Source organism: Streptomyces sp. NRRL F-5727, assembly GCF_000719555.1.
Taxonomy (GTDB): domain Bacteria; phylum Actinomycetota; class Actinomycetes; order Streptomycetales; family Streptomycetaceae; genus Streptomyces.
In genome coordinates this window covers 1-18356 of record NZ_JOGX01000074.1, presented here as the reverse complement: position 1 = coordinate 18356, position 18356 = coordinate 1, and the positions used below count along the sequence as shown (strand labels likewise).

Sequence of the window (18356 nt, the reverse complement as noted above, 5' to 3'; positions counted from 1 at the left end):
GGCCGGCCTCGGCGGCCTCCTGTCTCGGCTTCGTCCTCATCGGCGCGCAGCTGGCCCTGTACGGGCCCGCCGTGCCGGCGCTGCGCGAGGCCCACGGCCTGGACGCGGCTGCGGCGGGGCTGGCGCTGAGCCTGCACTTCACCGGCGGCGTCGTCGGCGTCCTCGCCTTCCACCTGGCCCGTGCCCGACTGACCAACCGGCGTCTGCTGTCGGTGAGTTACGGTCGGTGGCGGTCGGTGCGGCGGGCTTCGTGCTGGCGCCCGGGTGGCCGTGGGCACTCGCCGCCGCCTTCCTCGGCGGACTCGGCTTCGGCGGCAGCGACTACGGCCTCAACCAGCTCTTCGCGGTGGGCTTCGAGCGCCGCTCGCCGGCCATGCTGAACGTCCTCAACGCGCACTTCGGCATCGGCGCCGTCCTCGGCCCCGCCGCGCTCGCCGCCCTGGGCCCGGACCGCTGGGCGTACGCCTTCGCGGGCTGCGCGGTCCTGTCGGGCGCCCTGGCCCTGAGCACCCGGGGCGTGTCGGACGCCCCCGGGTCCCCGGACCGGGCCGGCATGCCGAAGGCGACCCGGCGGCCCGGCCTCCTGCGGTCGCCCCTGTTCCTCGGCTTCGTGGCCCTGTACGCGCTGAACGTCGGCGTGGAGGCCGGTGTGGGCGGCTGGGAGCCGACGCACCTGGAGAGCCTCGGGTACTCCTCGGCGGCGTCGGCGACCTCGGTGTACTGGCTGATGCTGACGGCCGGCCGGTTCCTGGTGGTGCGGCTCGCCCTGCGCTGGACGCCGGAGCGCATCCTGACCGTCTGCGGCGCCGGGATGACGGCCTGTCTGCTGCCGGCCCTCCTGCCCGGCGCGGCGGCGGTGGCCTACGCGGGCGTGGGCCTGTTCATCGCACCGGTCTTCCCGACCGGCCTGCCCTGGCTGCACCGGGCGCTGCCGTCCGCGCGCAGCGCGGGCGCCTGGGTGATCGCCGCGTCGATGGCGGGCGGCGTCGCCGCGCCGCCCCTCCTGGGCCTGGGCATCGAACGCTCCGGCGTGGCGGCGGTCCCCGTCCTCCTCGCCCTCCTGTCCGCCGCCGCCCTGGCGGTGACCGTCCGCCTCGCCCGCCGGGCGCGCACGGGAGCGGCGGCGGGCGGCACGGCTCAGCCGCTCGGCGCGACCAGCCCGAACTCGTAGGCCAGGATGACCAGGTGGACGCGGTCGCGGGCGGCGAGCCGGCTCAGCAGCCGGGCCACATGGGTCTTGGCGGTGGCCGGACTGATGAAGAGCTCCCGGGCGATCTCGTGGTTGGACAGTCCGCGCCCCACGAGGGTGAGCACCTCCCGCTCGCGGTCGGTGACGGCCTCCGGGAGGGGGCGGGGCGCGGGGGTGGCGCGGGCCGGGGTGGTGCGCGCGGGGTCCGGCTGCCGCGCGAAGGCGGCGATGAGGCGGCTCGTCACGGCGGGGGCGATCAGCGCGTCCCCGCCCGCGACCACCCGCACGGCGCCGAGGATGTCGTCGAGGTCCATGTCCTTGACGAGGAAGCCGCTCGCTCCGGCGCGCAGGGCCCCGTACACGTTCTCGTCGTCGTCGAAGGTGGTGAGGACGAGCACGCGGGCGCCGCTGGGGCCGGTGGTGATGAGCCGGGTCGCCTCGATGCCGTCCATGCCGGGCATCCGTACGTCCATGAGGACGACGTCGGGCCGGGTCTCCTCCGCCAGGGCGACGGCCGTGGCGCCGTCGGCCGCCTCGCCGACCACGTCGAGGTCGGGCGCCTCGGCGGCGAGGAGGCGCAGCCCGGCCCGGATGAGGGGCTGGTCGTCGACGAGGAGGAGCCGGACCGGGCCGGCCGTCACCGGGCCTCCTGCGGGAGGGGCAGCCGGGCCGCGACCCGGAAGCCGCCGCCCGGCCGCGGTCCGGCCGTGAACTGCCCGCGCAGCAGAGCGGCCCGCTCGCGCATGCCGGTGATGCCGTAGCCGGCGCCGGATGCCCGCCGGCCGTCTCCCCGGTGGCCGTCTGCCCGCGCGCCGGTGCCGGCCCGGGCCGGGAGGCCGGGTCCCTCGTCCGTGATCTCTATGCTGACCGCGTCGCCGCTCAGGTCGACGACGACCCGGCAGGCGTCGGTGTGCGCGTGCCGCACCACGTTGGTGACTCCTTCCTGCACGATCCGGTACGCGGCGAGTTCGACGTCCGGCGGGAGCTCGCGGGGTGTGCCGCGCCGCTCCAGGCCGACGCGCACGCCCGCGTCGGCGGTGGCCGCGACCAGCCGGTCGAGGTCCACGAGTCCCGGCGCGGGTTCGCGCGGGGCCGCCTCCGGGTCGTCCGCGCGGAGGGCGACCAGCATCCGGCGCAGCCCGGCCAGGGTGTCCTTCCCGGTGCTCTCGATCGCGGCGAGCGCCCGCCGGGCCTCCTCGGGCCGGGTCCCGGCGACCCGGCGGCCGGCCCCGGCCTGGATGGTGATGACGCCGATGCTGTGGGCCACCATGTCGTGCAGTTCGCGGGCGATGCGGAGCCGTTCCGCCGTCACGGCCTCGGCCGCTTCCCTGGAGCGCAGCTCCCGGGCGTGCCGGCGCCGCTCCCGCAGCAGGTGGCCGGCGGTCCAGGCCAGCGCGGCGGTGAGCACGAGGACGACGAGGTGGGAGAGGTACGCGTCGGCGCCCGTGCGCGCGTACGTCAGGGAGACGGCCTGGGTGGCGAGGGTCGCGGCGGCGGCCGCCGCGGCGGCGAGGGGACGGCGGGTGGCGGCCACGTACGCCACGGCGAGGTCGGCGAGGAGCGCCTGCGTCTGGCCGAGCTGCCAGCCGGCGGCCGAGCCGGGCGCGTACACCGCGGCGACCCGCGAGGAGGCCATGACCGCGGCCGACGCCGATCCGGCGAGCAGCACGGCGAGCGCGGTCCCCGGCCGGCGCGGGAACAGCGGCGCCACCAGCGCCGCCGACAGCACGGGCAGCACCAGCCGCACCCCGGTGGGCTCCGCGGTGTTCAGGACCAGGAGGGTCGGCACCACGAGGTAGGCGAGGGCGGCGGCCCAGGTGAGGGCGCCGGTCACGGCCGGAGGAACGGTCATGGCGGCATCCTAGGAAGGGCCCTCCGGGCGGCGCATCGGCCCACGGGCTTACACCCGTGGGTGACAGGGAGGGCCCGGAGCGCGCCCGTCGGCCGATGCCGGACGGGGGTGTCCGGCGGCAGCGTGGACGGCGTGATCGAAGCGAACGCACTCACCAAACGCTATGGACCCGTCACGGCGGTCGACCGGCTGTCCTTCACCGTCCGGCCGGGCCGCGTGACCGGCTTCCTCGGCCCCAACGGGGCGGGCAAGTCCACCACCCTGCGCATGGTCCTCGGCCTGTCGGCGCCGACCTCCGGCACGGTCACGGTCGACGGGCGGCCCTTCCGCGACCGGCCGCGCGGACTCCGGCACGTCGGGGCGCTCCTCGACGCCCACGAGGTGCACGGGGGCCGGACCGCCCGCGCGCATCTCTCCGCCCTCGCCCACGGCAACGGCCTGCCGGGCCGCCGGGTCGAGGAGGTCCTCGGGACCGTGGGGCTCGCCGCGGCGGACGGCCGGCGGATCGGCGGCTTCTCCCTGGGCATGAAGCAGCGGCTCGGGATCGCCGCCGCGCTCCTCGGCGACCCGCCGGTCCTCCTCTTCGACGAACCGCTCAACGGCCTCGATCCGGAGGGCGTGCGCTGGGTGCGGGGCCTGTTCCGGTCCCTGGCCGCGGAGGGCCGGACGGTCCTGGTCTCCAGCCACCTCATGGGCGAGATGGAGCACACCGCCGACGACCTGCTCGTGATGGGCCGGGGCCGGGTCGTCGCCGCGGAGCCGCTCGCCGTCTTCGCCGCGCGGGGCGGGGGCACGACCGTCACGGTCCGCACCCCGGACCCTTCGGCCCTCGCCGGAGCGCTACGGGCCGAGCCCGGGGCGGCGCTCCGGGAGGACGGCGACGGCGGCTGGACGGTGACCGGCGTGGGCGCCGAGCGGGTCGGCGACCTCGCGCACGCGCACGGCGTACGGCTGCACGCGCTGACCGCGCGGGCGGCCTCGCTGGAGGAGGTGTTCCTGGAACTGACGGCCGACCGGGTGGAGTTCGGCGCCTCGGAGCCCGCCGGGGCGGGGCCGGACGGCCCCGACGGCCCCGTCGCACCCCTGTCCGTGGCCCGCCGTGAGGAGTCCGCCCGATGACCGCCACCGCATCCGTCCGTCCCCTCGCCCCGACGGCGGTGCCGGCGCGCTTCCGGCACCTGCTCCGCTCGGAGTGGGTCAAACTGTGGTCGCTGCGCTCGACCCCGTACGCCCTCGGCCTGGGCGGCCTCGTGGTGACCGGGATCTGCGTCAACGCGGCCCGGTCGAACGCCGAGCGGCTCGACCGCGGGCCGCGCCCGCGGGTCGGCACCGAGCCCGGGCCGGCGGCCGACGGCGCCCCCGACCCGTTCGCGTTCGACGCGCTCGGGACCGCGTTCGTCGACCCCGCCTGGCAGTTGCTGATGGTCCTCGCCGCCTGCCTCGGCGCGGCCGCGCTCTCCGGCGAGTACGCGACGGGCCTGGCGCGGACCACCTTCGCCGCCGTGCCGGACCGGCGGTCGGTCGTCGCGGCGAAGGCGGTCGTGGTGACGGCGGTGCTGCTGGTCTTCGGCGCCTGCGTGGCCCTGACGTCGTTCGCGGCGACCCAGGCCCTGCTGCGGGACCACGGCGGGCTGTCCCTGTCGGATCCGGGCGCGGCGCGGGCCGTCGCCGCGTCCGCGCTGCTCGCGCCGGTGTGCGGGCTCGTGGGCCTGGCGGCGGGGGCGCTGGTGCGCCACGCGGCCGGGGCCGCCGTCTCGGTGATCGGCGTGCTCCTGCTGCTGCCCGCGCTGTTCCAGGGCGACACGTACCGCTGGGTCAGGCGGACGGGCCGTCTGCTGCCCCTGGACGCCTGGGGGACGCTGGTCCACGACCCCGCGCTGCCGGTGACGGAGAAGTACCCGGCGACGGTGGCGGAGGCGTGGACCGTCCTCGGCGCCTGGGCGGTGGCCGGGCTCGCCGTCGCGGTGGCGGCGGTCCGCCGCCGCGACGTCTGAGCGCCGGGCCGGGCCCTAGCGGAAGGCCCGCTCGGGCAGCAGGCCCTGGGCCTTCAGCTCGGCGGCGACCAGCGCCGCGTACTCGGTGGCGCCGCGGACCGAGGTGTGGGTGTTGTCCCGCTTCTCGGCCGTCAGGTACAGCGCCTTGGAGGGCTCGGGGCCGAGCTGTTCGACGCGGGCCCTGGTGAGGGCGGTGAGGTCGATCAGCGGGGTGCCGAGGCCGGCGGCGAGGGCCCGGATCTCGGCCGGGTGGTCGACGCCGAGGCCGTTGACGAGCAGGGCGACGCCGTTGTTCAGGGTGCCGTCGGCGTTGAACCAGCGGCGGACGATCGGGGTGACGAGGACGGGCTCGCCGCCCCGGGCGCGTACCCGCTCGACCAGGGTGGTGAGGTTGGCCCGGTAGCCGGCGGCGTCGGTCTGCTTGTCGTTGTGGGCGAGCTGGATCAGGACCGGGTCGCCCGGCCGGATCCCGGCCTCCACCCGGTCGAACAGGGCCGGGTTCGCGAGGAAGGTGACGGTGGACTCGCCGCCGTCGGCGTGGTTGGCGACGGCCACCCCGCGCTTCAGGTGGACGGGGAGCCGCTGGCCCCAGCCGGTGTACGGGTCGCCGGGCTGGTCGCAGACGGTGGAGTCGCCGATCAGGAAGAGGCGGGTGGCGGCGGGGGCGGGGGTGACCCGGAGGGCCTCCACGCGCGGGGCGGGGCCGCCGAGCAGCAGGTCGAGGCCGGGGCTGCCGGCGGGGCCGGTGGGTTCGCCCTCGGGATCGCGGACGTCGACGGTGAAGGAGCGGCGGACCCGCTCGCCGGCCCCGGTCGGGGTCTCGGCGAGCAGGGCGCGGCGGGTCTCGCCGCTGATCGCGGTGGTCCCGGCGGTGTCGCCGCCGAGGGTGACCGTGACGTCGTAGGTGCCGGGCGGGAGGTCGAAGTGGCAGGCGAGGGAGGTGGTCTCGGCGACCGGCGTGCAGTGGTCGAGGCCCTGGCCGTACGGGGTGTCGGCGTGCGCGACGGTGGGGGCGGTGGCGGCGAGCAGTGCGAGCAGGCTCGCCGCCAGGACGGGTGTCCTCTTCAACGGGGGTCTCCTGAGGGTCAGTTCGGGAGGTGGTCGCCGACGAGGGCGAGGTTCTGGATGGCGGCGAGGCCGTAGAGGGCGGTGGTGTTGGTGCTGATCCACAGGTGCTCGTAGCCGGGTTCGAGGGCGGCCGGGCCCCGCACCGGCGTCTTGTCCCAGACCATCGCGGACGTGTAGCCGTCGCTCTTGTCGAACTTGGCCCAGGCGCGCTGGGCGAGCTGGGCGTCGTTCAGCTGGGCGGCGGCGTAGGCGTCCTGGCGGGAGTGGCCCTGGAAGAGGAGGAGGGTGCCGAAGTTCTTGCCGTACCGGGCGGCCTGTTCGGTCTTGGTGGCGTTGAAGTAGCGGCAGTAGTCGAGCCAGGCGCTCTTGAAGGCGGGCATGTCGACGAGGTCGATGAGTTCGGCGCACATCTCGACCAGGCCGAACATGGCGGAGAGGTGGGAGACGCCGACGACGGGGGTGTCGGCGACGGCGAAGCGGCCGGTGTCGAGGTCGTAGAGGCCGGTGCCCTGCACGAAGCCGTTGGGCTGGGCGGCGATCGTCTCCATCGTGGAGCGGAGCCGGGCCTCGGCCTTGGCGGCCTTCGGGCCGCCGCGCTCCCACTCGGTGAGCCAGGCGGCGGCGAGACCGCTCCAGTCGGTGCCGAAGCCGATGGAGAGGGCGTGGCGGTCGGGGGTGTAGGGCTCGGTGCGGATCTTGCGGATGGGGTCGAGGACGAGGAAGGTCTCGTCGGAGTCGACCAGGTCGTGCATGAGGTCGCCGACGCGTTCGTCGGCGGTGAGGAAGTAGTAGGGGCGGCGGTAGACGGCGGTGGAGATCCGCTGCTGCTTGGCGCTGCACGCGAAGTGCTGGACGCCGTGACGGGTGCCGAGGCCGGCCCACTCGCCGAGGTGGTAGACGTCGACCTCGCCGGTGTGGCGGGTCATCGCCTCGGCGAAGCGGAAGATGTCGGCGCGGCCGGAGCGCAGGTAGGCGTACCAGAGCCAGAGGTCGGGCGAGAGCTCGGAGTTGTCCCAGGCGTAGCCGCCGACGTCGTACCGCCACTGGTGCCGGTCCTCGTCGTAGGTGTGCATGATGTCGCCGTAGTCCCAGAAGCCGTACCAACGGCGCTGCTCGGCCTGGTCCTTGTAGTAGGCGAAGAGGTAGTCGAGGCGGTCCTCGATCCTCGCCCTGGCCGGGGTGGAGCGGTCGACGGGCGAGAACAGGCCGCCGAAGACGCGGGCGCGGACGAGGTCCTCGGGGCTCGCGGCGAGCTGCGGCGGGACGCGGACGGCGGCGGCTTGGGCGACGAGGGCGGCGGCGCTCGGGGTGGCGGCGTTGGCCCAGAACATGAGCTCGCTGGTGCGGGCGATGCCGTAGGGGGTGCCGAAGCCGGGCTCGTAGTCCTCGTAGGTGATGTTGAGACCTTCGAGCTGCTCGGGGAAGGTGTCCTGGCCCATGCCGTCGTGGTAGAAGCGCAGGTCCATGGGCTGGGCCTCGGGCGACCAGAGCCAGAGGGTGACCTCGGCCTCGTCGCCGGCGGCGCCCCGGACGTCGAGCTGGGCGGGGTGCTTCTGCCAGAAGTCCCGCAGGCCGAAGGAGAGTCCGCCGCTCGCGCCGCCGACGTAACCGAAGCCGCTCGCGCGGCGGCCGCCGCCGGCCGGGATCCAGCCGTGGCCGGCCTTGGTGCGCTTGCGGATGCCGAAGCCGTCCGCGGTGAGCTGGGAGAGGGTGTAGTCGCCCCAGGTGGGGATGTACTGCAGGCGGGAGGTGACGCGCTGGTCCCAGGTGGCCGGGTCGGGCAGCCTGCGGCCCTCGACCTGGGCCTTGCGGACGGCGGCGCCGGGGTCGCGGCGCAGGCCCGTGATGCCCTGGACGGCCTCGGTGAGGAAGCCGTCGCCCTCGCCCGCGAGGCGGACGTGCCGGTCGTAGAAGGCGTCGCGCATCGGGACGGTGAAGCGGACGCCGAGGCCGCGGATGAAGTCCTTGTTCTGGTCGCCGTCGTAGGTGATCGTGTGGATCATGCGCAGGGCCTCGGAGCCGGCGTGGAAGTACAGCCGGATCGAGAACGGCAGCCAACTGCGGGTGCCCTTGCGGTGCTTGCCGTCGATGCGGACCACGGCCCGGACGGGGCCGGACTGTTCGACGACGGCGCCGGAGATCTCGCCGTCGAACCGCTCCCACCTGGCGTTCCCCTGGTCGCCGTCGTCGAGGTCGCTCTGGCGCAGCAGGACGAGCCGCCCGTCGCCGGCGATCTTCACGCCGTCGCGGGTCAGGGACTCGACGAGCTTGCGGCCGTCCTTCCACAGCACCGCCGTGACGACGCCGGTGTCGACGGTGATCCTGCGGTCCGTCTCGGCGACCGTGACGGTCTTCGCGCCCGCCGCGGGCGCGCCGGGGGCGAGCGAGAACCGGTCCGCGCCGGCCGCCTCGGGGCCGACGGCGTGGGCGGTCCACTTGAGGGAGCCGTCGGGCCAGCGGGCGGTCGTCCAGGTCTGTACGGGGACGGGGGCGCCGTCGGCGGTGGTGAGCGCGAACGCCGTGTCACCGGCGTGGACGCCCTTGGGCCAGGCGACGCCGAAGGTGGACCCGGCGGCGGCGCCGAGGCCGCCCGGCTCCAGCCACGTGATGGTCGCGGGCCGCTCCTCGGCGGCCACCTCGGCGGCGGGCGCGGCCTGCGCCTCGGTCCGCCCGAGCGCCCAGCTGAACTGGGCGGCGGCACCGGCGACGGCAGCCGCCTTGAGCAGGGAACGGCGGGGTATCGACGACACGGGGACTCCTTTCGGGGGCATGCCGGACGGCACGCCCGAGGGAGGGGGACGCGTGGGGGTACGCAGGCGAGGGAGGCACGGGGCCGGGCGCGCGGCCCGGCGGACCGGCGGTCAGGTGGTCGCGGGGGCGGCCGTGCGACGTTCGGCCGCCAGGGCGCCGGCGACGAGGAGGCCCAGGGCGGGCAGGGCCAGGGGGGCGGAGAACCAGGCGGAGGCGGCGACGACCGCCAGGCCGCAGACGACGAGCAGGGAACCGGCCGGGTCGCGCAGCGAGCGGCGCCAGGCGCCCGGGAGCAGCGTCCGCCAGGTCGCGCCGGGCCGCCAGGCGGTGGCCGCCCGGAGCAGGGTGACGGTCGCCCAGAGCGCCGCGAGGATCGCGAGGGCTCCGGCCGCGCGCCCGCCGGGCACCGGCAGCGCCCGTACGAGCGCGAGGTCGGCCCCGACCAGGGCGAGCGCCGCCCACCAGCCGAGGCCCACCGCCCACCCGCCGCCCCGGAGGGCGGCGCGCACGTGGGCGGCGAAGGACCGCAGCCCGGTCTCCTCGTCCTCGACGGTGCGCCGCAGGTGCCCGGCGCCGGCGGCGACCGCCGCCGGCAGGGTGACGAGCGGGAGCGCGGCGACGGCGATCCACACGCCCGTCAGCAGGCACTCGGCGAACACGGCGAAGCCGGCGAGGAAGCGGGCGCCGCGCACCGGGGCGCCGGCGGCGGTCACTTGAGCCCCGAGGTGGCCATGCCGTCGATCAGGTACCGCTGGAAGGCGAGGAAGAACGCGACCACCGGCAGCAGCGCCACCAGCGACATCGCGATCATGCCGCCGTAGTTGGCGACGCCGTCCTGGTCGACGAACATCTTCAGGCCGAGCGAGACCGTGTACTTCTCGGGTTCGTTGAGGTAGATCAGCGGGCCCATGAAGTCGTTCCAGGCGTTGATGAACGTGAAGATCGCGCTGGTGATGAGCGCGGGCCGGCACAGCGGCAGCACGATCGACCAGTACGTCCGCAGGTGCCCGCAGCCGTCCAGCCGCGCCGCCTCGTCGAGCTCCTTGGGCAGCCCGCGCATGAACTGCACCATCAGGAAGACGAAGAAGGCGTCCGTGGCGAGGTACTTGCCGAGCAGCAACGGCGTGTAGGTGTTGATCAGTTCGAGCTTCTGGAAGAGCACGTACTGCGGGATGAGGAGCACGTGGTACGGCAGCAGCAGGGTGCCGATCATCAGCGTGAAGAGCAGGTTGCGGCCCGCGAAGCCGATCTTGGCGAAGGCGTACGCGGCGAGCGAGCTGGAGATCAGCACGCCGACCACCGAGGCGACCGCGAGGAAGAGCGAGTTGGAGAAGAAGGTGGAGATGGGGATGTCGGCGATGCCGTCGGCGAGCCGCCGGTAGTTGTCGGTGATGGGGTCGGTCGGGATGACGTTCAGGCTGCCGACGATCTCGTCGTTCGGCTTGAACGAGCCGCCGATCACCCAGAAGACCGGGTAGAGGACCACGGCGAGCACGGCGAGGGAGCCGAGGTGCCAGGCGGCGGAGCCGGCGTTCCACCGCCGCGCGCCGGTGCGGACGAGGCTCATCGGCCTCCCTCCTCGTAGTGCACCCAGCGCCGCTGGGACCAGAACAGGACGGCCGTGACCAGGCCGACGGCGAGCAGCAGCATCCAGGCCATCGCGGAGGCGAGCCCCATCCGGCTGTTCTCGAAGCCCTGGACGTAGAGGTAGCAGGTGTAGACGAGGGTGCCGTCGGCCGGGCCGCAGGCGTTGCCCTGGCTGCCGATGATGTAGGCGGAGCCGAAGATCTGGAAGGAGTGGATGGTCTCCAGGAGCACGTTGAAGAAGAGCACCGGGGAGATCATCGGCAGGGTGATGCTCCAGAACCGGCGCCAGGGTCCCGCGCCGTCCATCTGCGCGGCCTCGTACAGCTCGCGGGGCACCTGCTTGAGCCCGGCGAGGAAGATGACCATGGGGGCGCCGAACTGCCAGACGGTCAGCGCCACCAGGGCGTAGATGATCTTGTCGGGGTCGCCGATCCAGCCGCCCGGGTCGAAGCCGAGCAGCTGCTGCGCCCGGTCGACGGGCGCGTCGTCGGCGAAGAGGGCGCGCCAGACGATGGCGATGGAGACGCTGGCCCCGATGAGCGAGGGGGCGTAGAAGGCCGCCCGGTAGAAGCCCTGCCCGCGCCGGCTCTGGTTGAGGAGCACGGCGACGCCGAGGGCCGCGGCCAGCTTCAGCGGGGTGCCGAAGAGCACGTACCAGCCGGTGACCTCGACGGAGGTGCGCCAGCGGGGGTCGCCGAACATCTCGGTGAAGTTGTCGAGTCCGATCCAGCGGGGGGCGTCGAAGAGGTTGTAGTCGGTGAAGGCGAAGTAGAGGGAGACGGCCATGGGGCCCGCGGTCAGCAGCAGGAAGCCGGCGATCCACGGGGACATGAAGAGGTAGCCGGCGAGGTTGTCGCGGGCGGTGCGGGAGCGGGGCGCGCCGCCCGGCCGGCGGGGGCGCCGCCCGCGCGGGGCGGGGACCGGTGCTGCGGTCCCCCGCCCCGGCGGGGCCGCTTCCGGGGACTCCGGGGCGGCGGGCTTAGGTGCGGTGGTCACGGTGGAGTCCATCAGGAGCCGAGGGCCGTCTTGGCCTCGGTGAAGTACTGCTTCACCGCGTCGGCGACGGTCCGGGTGCCCAGGGACATCTCCTCGGAGAGGCGCAGGAAGGCGGCCTCGCAGACGTCGGCGCCGGCCGGGTGCGGGGTGATCGGCTCCAGGACGCGGGACTCGACGAGCTGCTTCTCGTAGGCGGCGATCTGCTTGCCGACCTCGTCGGCGGGCACGTAGGCGGCGTTCTGCGCCTCGGTGGCGGGGACGCCCCGGTCGTAGCCCATGATCTTGCCGACCTCGGGGTCGTGGACCATGAAGTCGATGAACTGGGCGACCTCCTTGGGGTGCTTGGTGCGCTTGGAGGCGCTGAGCATGAGCGAGCCGAGGTACTGGCCGGTGCGCCTGCCGTCGGTGGTGGGGATGGGGGCGAGGCCGTACCGGCTCTTGCCCTCGGCGGTGTAGCGGACGGCGAAGTTGTCCCAGGTGAACTCGGCGCCGGCGAGTTCGGCGGTCACCGCCGACTTGGGCTTGGCCTGGATGGTCTTCTTCGGGTCGGCGTAGACGCCGGACTTCACGCGGGCGGCGGCCTTGGTCCACCAGTCCGTGAGGTCGGCCTCGGTGAAGCCGAGCCCGGAGGCGGTGAAGAAGGCCTTGCCCTGCTGGCGCAGGTACATGTCGTAGAGGTACATGATCCCGTAGGGGCCGGCGTCGCCGGCGCGGCCGGCCGTCTCCTGGATCTTCGCGAGGGCGTCGTGGTACTCGTCCCAGGTCCAGCCGGGCTTCGGGGTGACCTTGGCCTTCTCGAAGACGGCCCGGTCGATGACGAGGGCCATCGAGTTGGAGCCGACGGGGACGCCGAGGAGCTTGCCGTCGACCTCGCCGAACTTCTCCAGTCCGGCCCGGAAGCCGTCCATGCGGAGGTGTCCGGCCTCGACCTGCTCGCGCAGGTCGAGGAGGACGTTCTTGGCGTCGTACTTGCGCAGGAAGCCGATGGCGTTCTGGAAGACGTCGGGCGTGTTGCCGCCGGACGCCTGGGTGTTGAACTTCTTCCAGAAGTCGGCGTAGGGCTGGAAGTCGGTCTTCACCCTGATCTTCGGGTACTTCTTCTCGAAGAGGGCGATCGACTGGTTGATCCGCTTGGCGCGGTCGTCGGAGCCCCACCAGGTGTACCGAATGGTGACGGTGCCGTCGCCGGCCGAGCCGGAGCCGCCTCCGCAGCCCGCCGCGGTCAGGCCGAGTGCCGCCACCGAGCCACCCGTGATCTTCAGCAGACTCCGACGGTCGACAGTGCCATGAGTACGCACAGTTCGTCCTCCCGCGCGTGATTAGAACGTTTCAGGAAAGCGCTTGCTGGGTCACCGTAGGGTTGCCCGTCAGCCACGTCAACGCTTCGGACGGGATCTTTCGAAGCGCTTCGGGCCACGCAGCCGCCTCACCTTGATGAAAGGATTCAAAGAGAGGGTCAGGCGAGTCGTACGACGTTCCACGACACCGGCTCCAGGACGGCCTTCAGCACCCCGTCCGCGAGCTCCGCGCCGGCCACCGCGTGGGGCACCACCCGGTCCGGTTCGGCCAGGGTGTTGCACGCCTCCGGGTCGGCGTCGGCGAGCGCGGTGTGCTCCACCACGCGCGTCAACCCACAGCCGCGCAGGGCGACTTCCAGCGGCAGCGACCTCTCCCGGTCCCGGTTGACCGCGAAGACCGTGACGCTCCCGTCCTCGGCGCGCACGGCCGTCGCGTGCAGCAGCGGCACCTCGCCGTACCTCTCGGTGCGGTACGCGGGCGAGACCGGGCGCACGTCGAGGACCGTCCCCCGGCCGTGCCGCGCCGCCTGCGCGAAGGGGTAGAAGGTCGTCTGCCGCCAGGCGGGGCCGCCGGGCTCGGTCATGATCGGCGCGATCACGTTCACCAGCTGGGCGAGACAGGCCACCGCGATCCGGTCCGCGTGCCGCAGCAGCGTGATGAGCAGCGAGCCGAAGACGACCGCGTCGGTGACCGTGTACACGTCCTCCAGGAGCCTCGGCGCCTCCTGCCAGTCCTCGAAGGGGTGCGGGTTGGGGCGGCGCTGGTACCAGACGTTCCACTCGTCGAAGGAGAGCGTGAGCCGCTTCTCCGACTTCAGCCGGGCCGCCACGTGGTCGCAGGTGGCGACGACCTCCTCGATGAACGCCTCCATGTGGACGGCGGAGGCGAGGAAGGAGTCGCGGTCGCCGTCGACCTCCTCGTAGTAGGCGTGCAGCGAGACGTGGTCCACCACGTCGTACGTCTCCGCCAGCACCGTCGCCTCCCAGGCCGCGAAGGTGGGCAGGTCGCGGGCGGAGCTGCCGCAGGCGACGAGTTCGAGACCCGGGTCGATCTGGCGCAGGGCGCGGGCGGTCTGGGCGGCGAGCCGGCCGTACTCCTCGGCGGTCTTCTGGCCGGTCTGCCAGGTGCCGTCCATCTCGTTGCCGAGGCACCACAGGCGGATGCCGAACGGCTCCTTGTCGCCGTGCGCCACCCGCAGGTCGGAGAGGGCGGTGCCGCCGGGGTGGTTGGCGTACTCGACGAGCTCCATCGCCTCGGTGATGCCCCGCGTGCCGAGGTTCACCGCCATCATCGGCTCGGCCTGCGGGCCGAGCTTGCGCAGGAAGCCCATGAACTCGCTCAGGCCGAAGCGGTTGGACTCGGTGGTCCGCCAGGCCACGTCGAGCCGGCGCGGCCGGTCGGCGGCCGGGCCGACGCCGTCCTCCCACCGGTAGCCGGAGACGAAGTTGCCGCCCGGGTAGCGCACGGCGGTGACGCCCAGCTCGCGGACGAGGTCGAGGACGTCGGTGCGCAGGCCCTCGGCGTCGGCGGCGGGGTGGCCGGGCTCGTACACGCCGGTGTAGACGCAGCGCCCCAGGTGCTCGACGAAGGAGCCGAAGAGGCGGGGGTCGACGGGACCGACGGTGAAGTCGGGGTCGAGGGTGAAGCGGGCGGTGTGCTCGGGAAGTGACACGCGGATCCCTCTCGATCTCGTTCGATATTTCGACCAACGGCCGTATGTCCGAACGAGAACGTAAGAGGGGGGTCGGCGCCCGGTCAATGGACCACCGGAAGCCGGCCCCCGCCGCACGCCGAAGGCCGGGCGGGCCCCTTTCGGGGACCGCCCGGCCTCGTCGTACGCGGAGCCCCTCGCGCGGGGCGGGCTGTTATTCGAGCAGCTCCGCGTACGAGCCCATGGCCAGGGCGATGTCCGCCTGGGCCCAGAACCGGTGGTAGGTGAAGACGGGGGCGGCGCCGCCCGCCAGGTACGCCTCGATCTTCGGCCAGGCCGGGTCGTCCTGGTAGAAGGAGCGGATGGAGGCGAAGGTGGAGGCGGAGTTCACCGCGTCGCCGTTCGGCATCACGCCGGTCCAGCCGCTCGGCACGTAGACCGGGTCGTCGAAGCGGTTGTAGTCGGCGCGGGTCTCCTCCACGGCGATGCCCAGCGGGTCCTGGTGGTGCTCCCACATGCCGTCGAGGAGGGCCTTGGCGACCCGCTTGGCCTCCGCGTGGCCGGACTTGGCCGCGTAGTATGTCAGGGTCTTGGCGTAGGCGGCGGCGACACCGACGTCGTCGGTGTAGTCCGCGACGGTGACGTGCAGGCCGGTGTTGGCGCCGGGGTTCGCCGCGTTCCAGGTGTCCGGGGCGCCGGACCACTGGAGCGTGGACGGGATGCGGTAGGTGCCGTCGGGGTTGATCGTGGTCTTCGACAGCGCCCACGAGACCCACTTGTCGAGGACGGTCTTCGCCTCGGCGTCACCGGTCTGCTGGTAGTACTCGGCGACCCGCTCCATCGACCACGCCTGGAAGCCGAACCACTGGTTCGACGCCGGGTCGTGGTAGACGGGCTTCTCGTCGTAGTACATGCCGTAGAAGGTCGGGGTGCCGGCCGGCGGGGTGGCGTACCGGCCCTGCCAGCTGTTGGTGGCGCCGCCCGCGATGGCTCCCTCGGACGACTGGAGCCAGCGGTAGAACTCCAGCTGCCGGTCGAGGCTGGTCGCCCAGTCCGCCTGTCCCGTGGCCGACTTGGGCTTGAGCGGGGCGTAGGAGCTGAGGGCGTGGGCCGCGAGCGGGTTCTGGTAGCCGCTGTGGTTGTGGCTGGAGCCGATCCGCCACGACCAGCCGGCCGAGGTGTCGGTGGCGCCGCCCCAGGCGTAGTACCAGGACATCAGGTAGTGGGCGCTGTTCTTGCCCGTGCCGGCCGGGCAGGCGGTCGGGCCGACGCAGTCGCCGATCTTCTTGAAGTACTTGTCGAACATGGCGTACCGCAGGTAGTCGCCCATCTTGGCGGCCTTGCCGACGGTCGTGGCGACCTGGGCACCCTTGCCCTGCTCCTTGGCCCAGAGGTCGGCCCAGTAGGCGGCCTGGATGGCGCGGGCGTCGGCGTCGGGGGCGTTGGTGAACTTCCACTGCTTGGCGTAGGACGAGTCCCCGGTGAAGATGTCCAGGTAGCCGTTCTTGCCGCCGTAGGAGAAGTTGTCGCAGGTCGGGTGGGTGACGGTCTCCCAGACGGACTCCTGCGGGCCGCGCTGGAAGGTGTTGATGTACGAGGGGCCGGTCGCCGTCGGACCCGCGGAGCACTTGCCCGGCTCGTTGCCGAAGCCGTAGACGTTGTCGACGTCCTGGATCCAGTGCATGCCGTAGATGTCGTCGGTGCCGTAGGCGCTCTTCAGCTCGGCCGCGATCGGGTCGGAGCCGGAGGTGACGCCGGAGTCGAGACGGGCCGGGTACTGCGAGGGGAGGTCCCACTCGGGGGCGTAGGTGGCCGGCTTCGAGGCGTTGTAGGACGAGTTCGTCGGCTGGTCGGCGTGGGTCGGGATCATGAACTTCTCCATGGTGTCCCACGCGCCGTTGAACTTGGTCCAGTCACCGGTGATCTTGCCGTACATGGCCTGGAGCCAGATCAGGTAGCTGTACGCCTCCGAGGTCGTCTCGTGCCCGTGGTCGGGGGCCTCGACGATCAGGGTCTCGACGGAGTGGTACGGGATGCCCTCGGGCGAGAAGTAGCCGTTGGCCGGGTTGGTGATCTTCCCGTACAGGTCGAGGAATCGGGCGTCGTACGTGGAGTTCGCGGCGAGCTGGGTGACCTGGACCTCCGCCTTGGCGTGGCCCGGGGCGGTCGCGGCGAAGACGGCGACGCCGGTGCCGGTGGCGCCCGCGGTGACGGTCACCTTCTGGGCGGTGTTCCAGTTCGCCGGGGTGAAGGTGAGGGTGGCCGGGGAGGCGGTCAGGTTCGTGTTCCCGGAGGTGCGGGCCACCGTGACCGTGACGTTCGCCGTCGGGGCCGTGGAGAGCTTGAGGTCGAAGGTGCCGGTGGCGCCCTGGCGGACGGCCAGCTGGCCCGGCGTGGCGACCAGCGCGGGTCCCGCGGCCACCGTGATGCCGACCGGCGCGGACTCGCCGGAGGCGCCCTGGCTGTCGTACGCCTTGGCGTAGAGCGAGTGGGCGCCGGTGGAGAGACCGGCCGCGCTGTAGGTGAAGGGCGCCGTGGTGTCGGTGCCCAGCAGGGTCGTGTCGCTGTAGAACTCGACCTTGTCGACGGTGGCCCCGTCGGCCGCGGCGGCGGTGGCCGCCAGCGGCACCGCGTCGCCCTGGGCGTAGACCGCGCCGGCGGCGGGGCTGGTGAGGACGGCGACCGGCGGCTGGTGGGCGCCGGTGCACAGGGTGCCGTTGACGGCGAAGTTCGTGGGTGCGGCGTTGGTGCCCGTGTAGGTGAACTGGCCCCCGGTGGTGACGGCGGCACCGGCGGCGACGGTGCCGTTCCAGCCGGCGTTGGTGACCGTCACGTTCTTGCCGGACTGGGACCAGACGCCGCTCCAGCCGTTGGTGAGCTTCTGGTCACCGGCGTAGGAGTAGGTGAGCGTCCAGCCGTTCAGGGCCTCGGAGCCCCGGTTGGTCAGGGTGAGTTCGGCGGTGAAGCCGGAACCCCAGTCGTTGGTCTTGTAGTCGACGCTGCACTGCACGGCGGCGGCCTGCGCGGTGCCGGCGCCCGCGCCGGCGGCCAGCAGGCCGAGGGGGAGTGAGAGCGCGGCGGTCAGTGCGGTCAGGTGTCTGCGTGGGCGGCGTGGTGTCAGGCGTGGCATGCGGTGGATCTCCTCGCGGCTCGGGAGGTCGGGTGGTGCGAAGAGCGGGCCGTACGGGGAGTGCGGGGCGGTGCTCGGCGGTGCGGGGCGGGCTTGGGGAACACGCCCTGAGCGGGCATGGGGAACAAGCCCTGAACCAGTGGGAGCGCTCCCACTGTGCAAGCGTGACGCAACCACGTCAAGATGCGTGAAGAGTCGAAGGCAGGACACGAGGAATTTCCTCAACTCCTCTTTTGCTTGGCCGCTGTTGCCGCTACGGTCTGCCCGACCAGTGGGAGCGATTCCATCCAGTCGGCACGCCGCAGGAGGCGTGCCCTCGCTGCGAGGACTCGCTCATGCGACATCCCCCACGTCTCACCGCGCTGCTCGCAGGAGCAGCGGTCATGGCGGCGAGCACCGCGCTCGCCGTCGTGGGTACGGCCTCAGGAGCCGCGGCCGCGCCCGTCTGCACCGTGGAGTACTCGGTCACCAACCAGTGGACCGGAGGCTTCCAGGGTGCGGTCACCGTCACCAACAACAGCACCGCGCTGAACGGCTGGAGCCTCGGCTTCTCCTTCCCGGCCGGCCAGCAGGTCAGCCAGGGCTGGGGCGGCAAGTGGACCCAGTCCGGTGCCGCCGTCACCGTCACCAACGAGAGCTGGAACGCCCAGCTGGGCACCGGCGCGAAGGCGACGACGGGGTTCATCGCCTCGTGGACGGGGGCCAACACCGCCCCCACCGCCTTCACGCTCGGCGGGGTGCCCTGCAACGTCGACGGGCCGACCACCCCGCCGACGACCGAGCCCCCGACCACACCTCCCACCACTCCCCCGACCACTCCCCCGACCACTCCCCCGACC

At 73.3% G+C, this 18356-nt stretch carries 14 protein-coding genes; 4 read left to right on the top strand and 10 right to left on the bottom strand.

The genetic code is table 11. The annotated features are described in order from the left end of the window. Nucleotides 1-226: 226 nt before the first annotated feature. Nucleotides 227-1171: an MFS transporter gene (locus tag IF73_RS38205; RefSeq protein ID WP_420706599.1), complete on the top strand. Its 945-nt coding sequence runs from the start codon at nucleotides 227-229 to the stop codon at nucleotides 1169-1171. Here the strand turns inward: IF73_RS38205 and IF73_RS0132515 are convergent. Both IF73_RS0132515 and IF73_RS0132510 read right to left on the bottom strand, forming a co-directional pair. Further along, nucleotides 1138-1830: a response regulator gene (locus tag IF73_RS0132515; protein WP_031014113.1), complete on the bottom strand. Its 693-nt coding sequence runs from the start codon at nucleotides 1828-1830 to the stop codon at nucleotides 1138-1140. The two genes, IF73_RS38205 and IF73_RS0132515, sit on opposite strands and share 34 nt — an antisense overlap. After that, nucleotides 1827-3041, bottom strand: a complete 1215-nt coding sequence (locus IF73_RS0132510) for a sensor histidine kinase (RefSeq protein ID WP_031014112.1) — start codon at nucleotides 3039-3041, stop codon at nucleotides 1827-1829. The genes IF73_RS0132515 and IF73_RS0132510 overlap by 4 nt, the downstream gene beginning before the upstream one ends. 132 nt (nucleotides 3042-3173) lie before the next feature. Here IF73_RS0132510 and IF73_RS0132505 point away from each other — a divergent pair, with 132 nt between their 5' ends. Then, a complete protein-coding gene (locus IF73_RS0132505) occupies nucleotides 3174-4160 on the top strand; it encodes an ATP-binding cassette domain-containing protein (RefSeq protein ID WP_078868378.1) in 987 nt (328 codons plus the stop codon). Then, complete coding sequence (locus IF73_RS0132500) at nucleotides 4157-5035, top strand: ABC transporter permease subunit (protein ID WP_031014110.1); 879 nt, start codon at nucleotides 4157-4159, stop codon at nucleotides 5033-5035. Before IF73_RS0132505 ends, IF73_RS0132500 begins: the two co-directional genes overlap by 4 nt. Before the next feature lie 15 nt (nucleotides 5036-5050). On the opposite strand, the gene IF73_RS0132495 is transcribed toward IF73_RS0132500, so the two are convergent. The 8 genes from IF73_RS0132495 to IF73_RS0132460 all read right to left on the bottom strand — a co-directional run bounded on the left by IF73_RS0132495 (nucleotide 5051) and on the right by IF73_RS0132460 (nucleotide 17517). After that, complete coding sequence (locus tag IF73_RS0132495; protein WP_031014109.1) at nucleotides 5051-6103, bottom strand: rhamnogalacturonan acetylesterase; 1053 nt, start codon at nucleotides 6101-6103, stop codon at nucleotides 5051-5053. Between the two features lie 17 nt (nucleotides 6104-6120). Next, nucleotides 6121-8853 (bottom strand): hypothetical protein, encoded by a 2733-nt coding sequence (locus tag IF73_RS0132490; RefSeq protein ID WP_031014108.1) that lies wholly within the window; start codon nucleotides 8851-8853, stop codon nucleotides 6121-6123. A 111-nt stretch (nucleotides 8854-8964) separates the two neighbouring features. Continuing rightward, nucleotides 8965-9567 carry a hypothetical protein gene (locus IF73_RS0132485; RefSeq protein WP_031014107.1) on the bottom strand — a complete coding sequence of 201 codons (603 nt, stop codon included), beginning with the start codon at nucleotides 9565-9567 and terminating at the stop codon, nucleotides 8965-8967. Further along, nucleotides 9564-10421, bottom strand: a complete 858-nt coding sequence (locus IF73_RS0132480) for a carbohydrate ABC transporter permease (RefSeq protein WP_031014105.1) — start codon at nucleotides 10419-10421, stop codon at nucleotides 9564-9566. Before IF73_RS0132480 ends, IF73_RS0132485 begins: the two co-directional genes overlap by 4 nt. Further along, entirely contained in the window at nucleotides 10418-11449 is a 1032-nt protein-coding gene (locus tag IF73_RS0132475; RefSeq protein WP_031014103.1) for a carbohydrate ABC transporter permease, read from the bottom strand. Before IF73_RS0132475 ends, IF73_RS0132480 begins: the two co-directional genes overlap by 4 nt. Then, nucleotides 11449-12735 carry an ABC transporter substrate-binding protein gene (locus IF73_RS0132470; protein WP_031014102.1) on the bottom strand — a complete coding sequence of 429 codons (1287 nt, stop codon included), beginning with the start codon at nucleotides 12733-12735 and terminating at the stop codon, nucleotides 11449-11451. Before IF73_RS0132470 ends, IF73_RS0132475 begins: the two co-directional genes overlap by 1 nt. Before the next feature lie 158 nt (nucleotides 12736-12893). Further along, nucleotides 12894-14408, bottom strand: coding sequence for an alpha-N-arabinofuranosidase (locus tag IF73_RS0132465; RefSeq protein WP_031014100.1), 1515 nt, complete (start codon nucleotides 14406-14408; stop codon nucleotides 12894-12896). Nucleotides 14409-14601: 193 nt separating this feature from the next. Then, on the bottom strand, nucleotides 14602-17517 hold the full coding sequence (locus tag IF73_RS0132460) for a glycoside hydrolase family 48 protein (RefSeq protein WP_031014098.1): 2916 nt from the start codon (nucleotides 17515-17517) through the stop codon (nucleotides 14602-14604). A gap of 335 nt (nucleotides 17518-17852) precedes the next feature. Here IF73_RS0132460 and IF73_RS0132455 point away from each other — a divergent pair. Further along, on the top strand, nucleotides 17853-18356 hold a 504-nt coding region (locus IF73_RS0132455; protein WP_199806758.1), incomplete at its 3' end, for a cellulose binding domain-containing protein.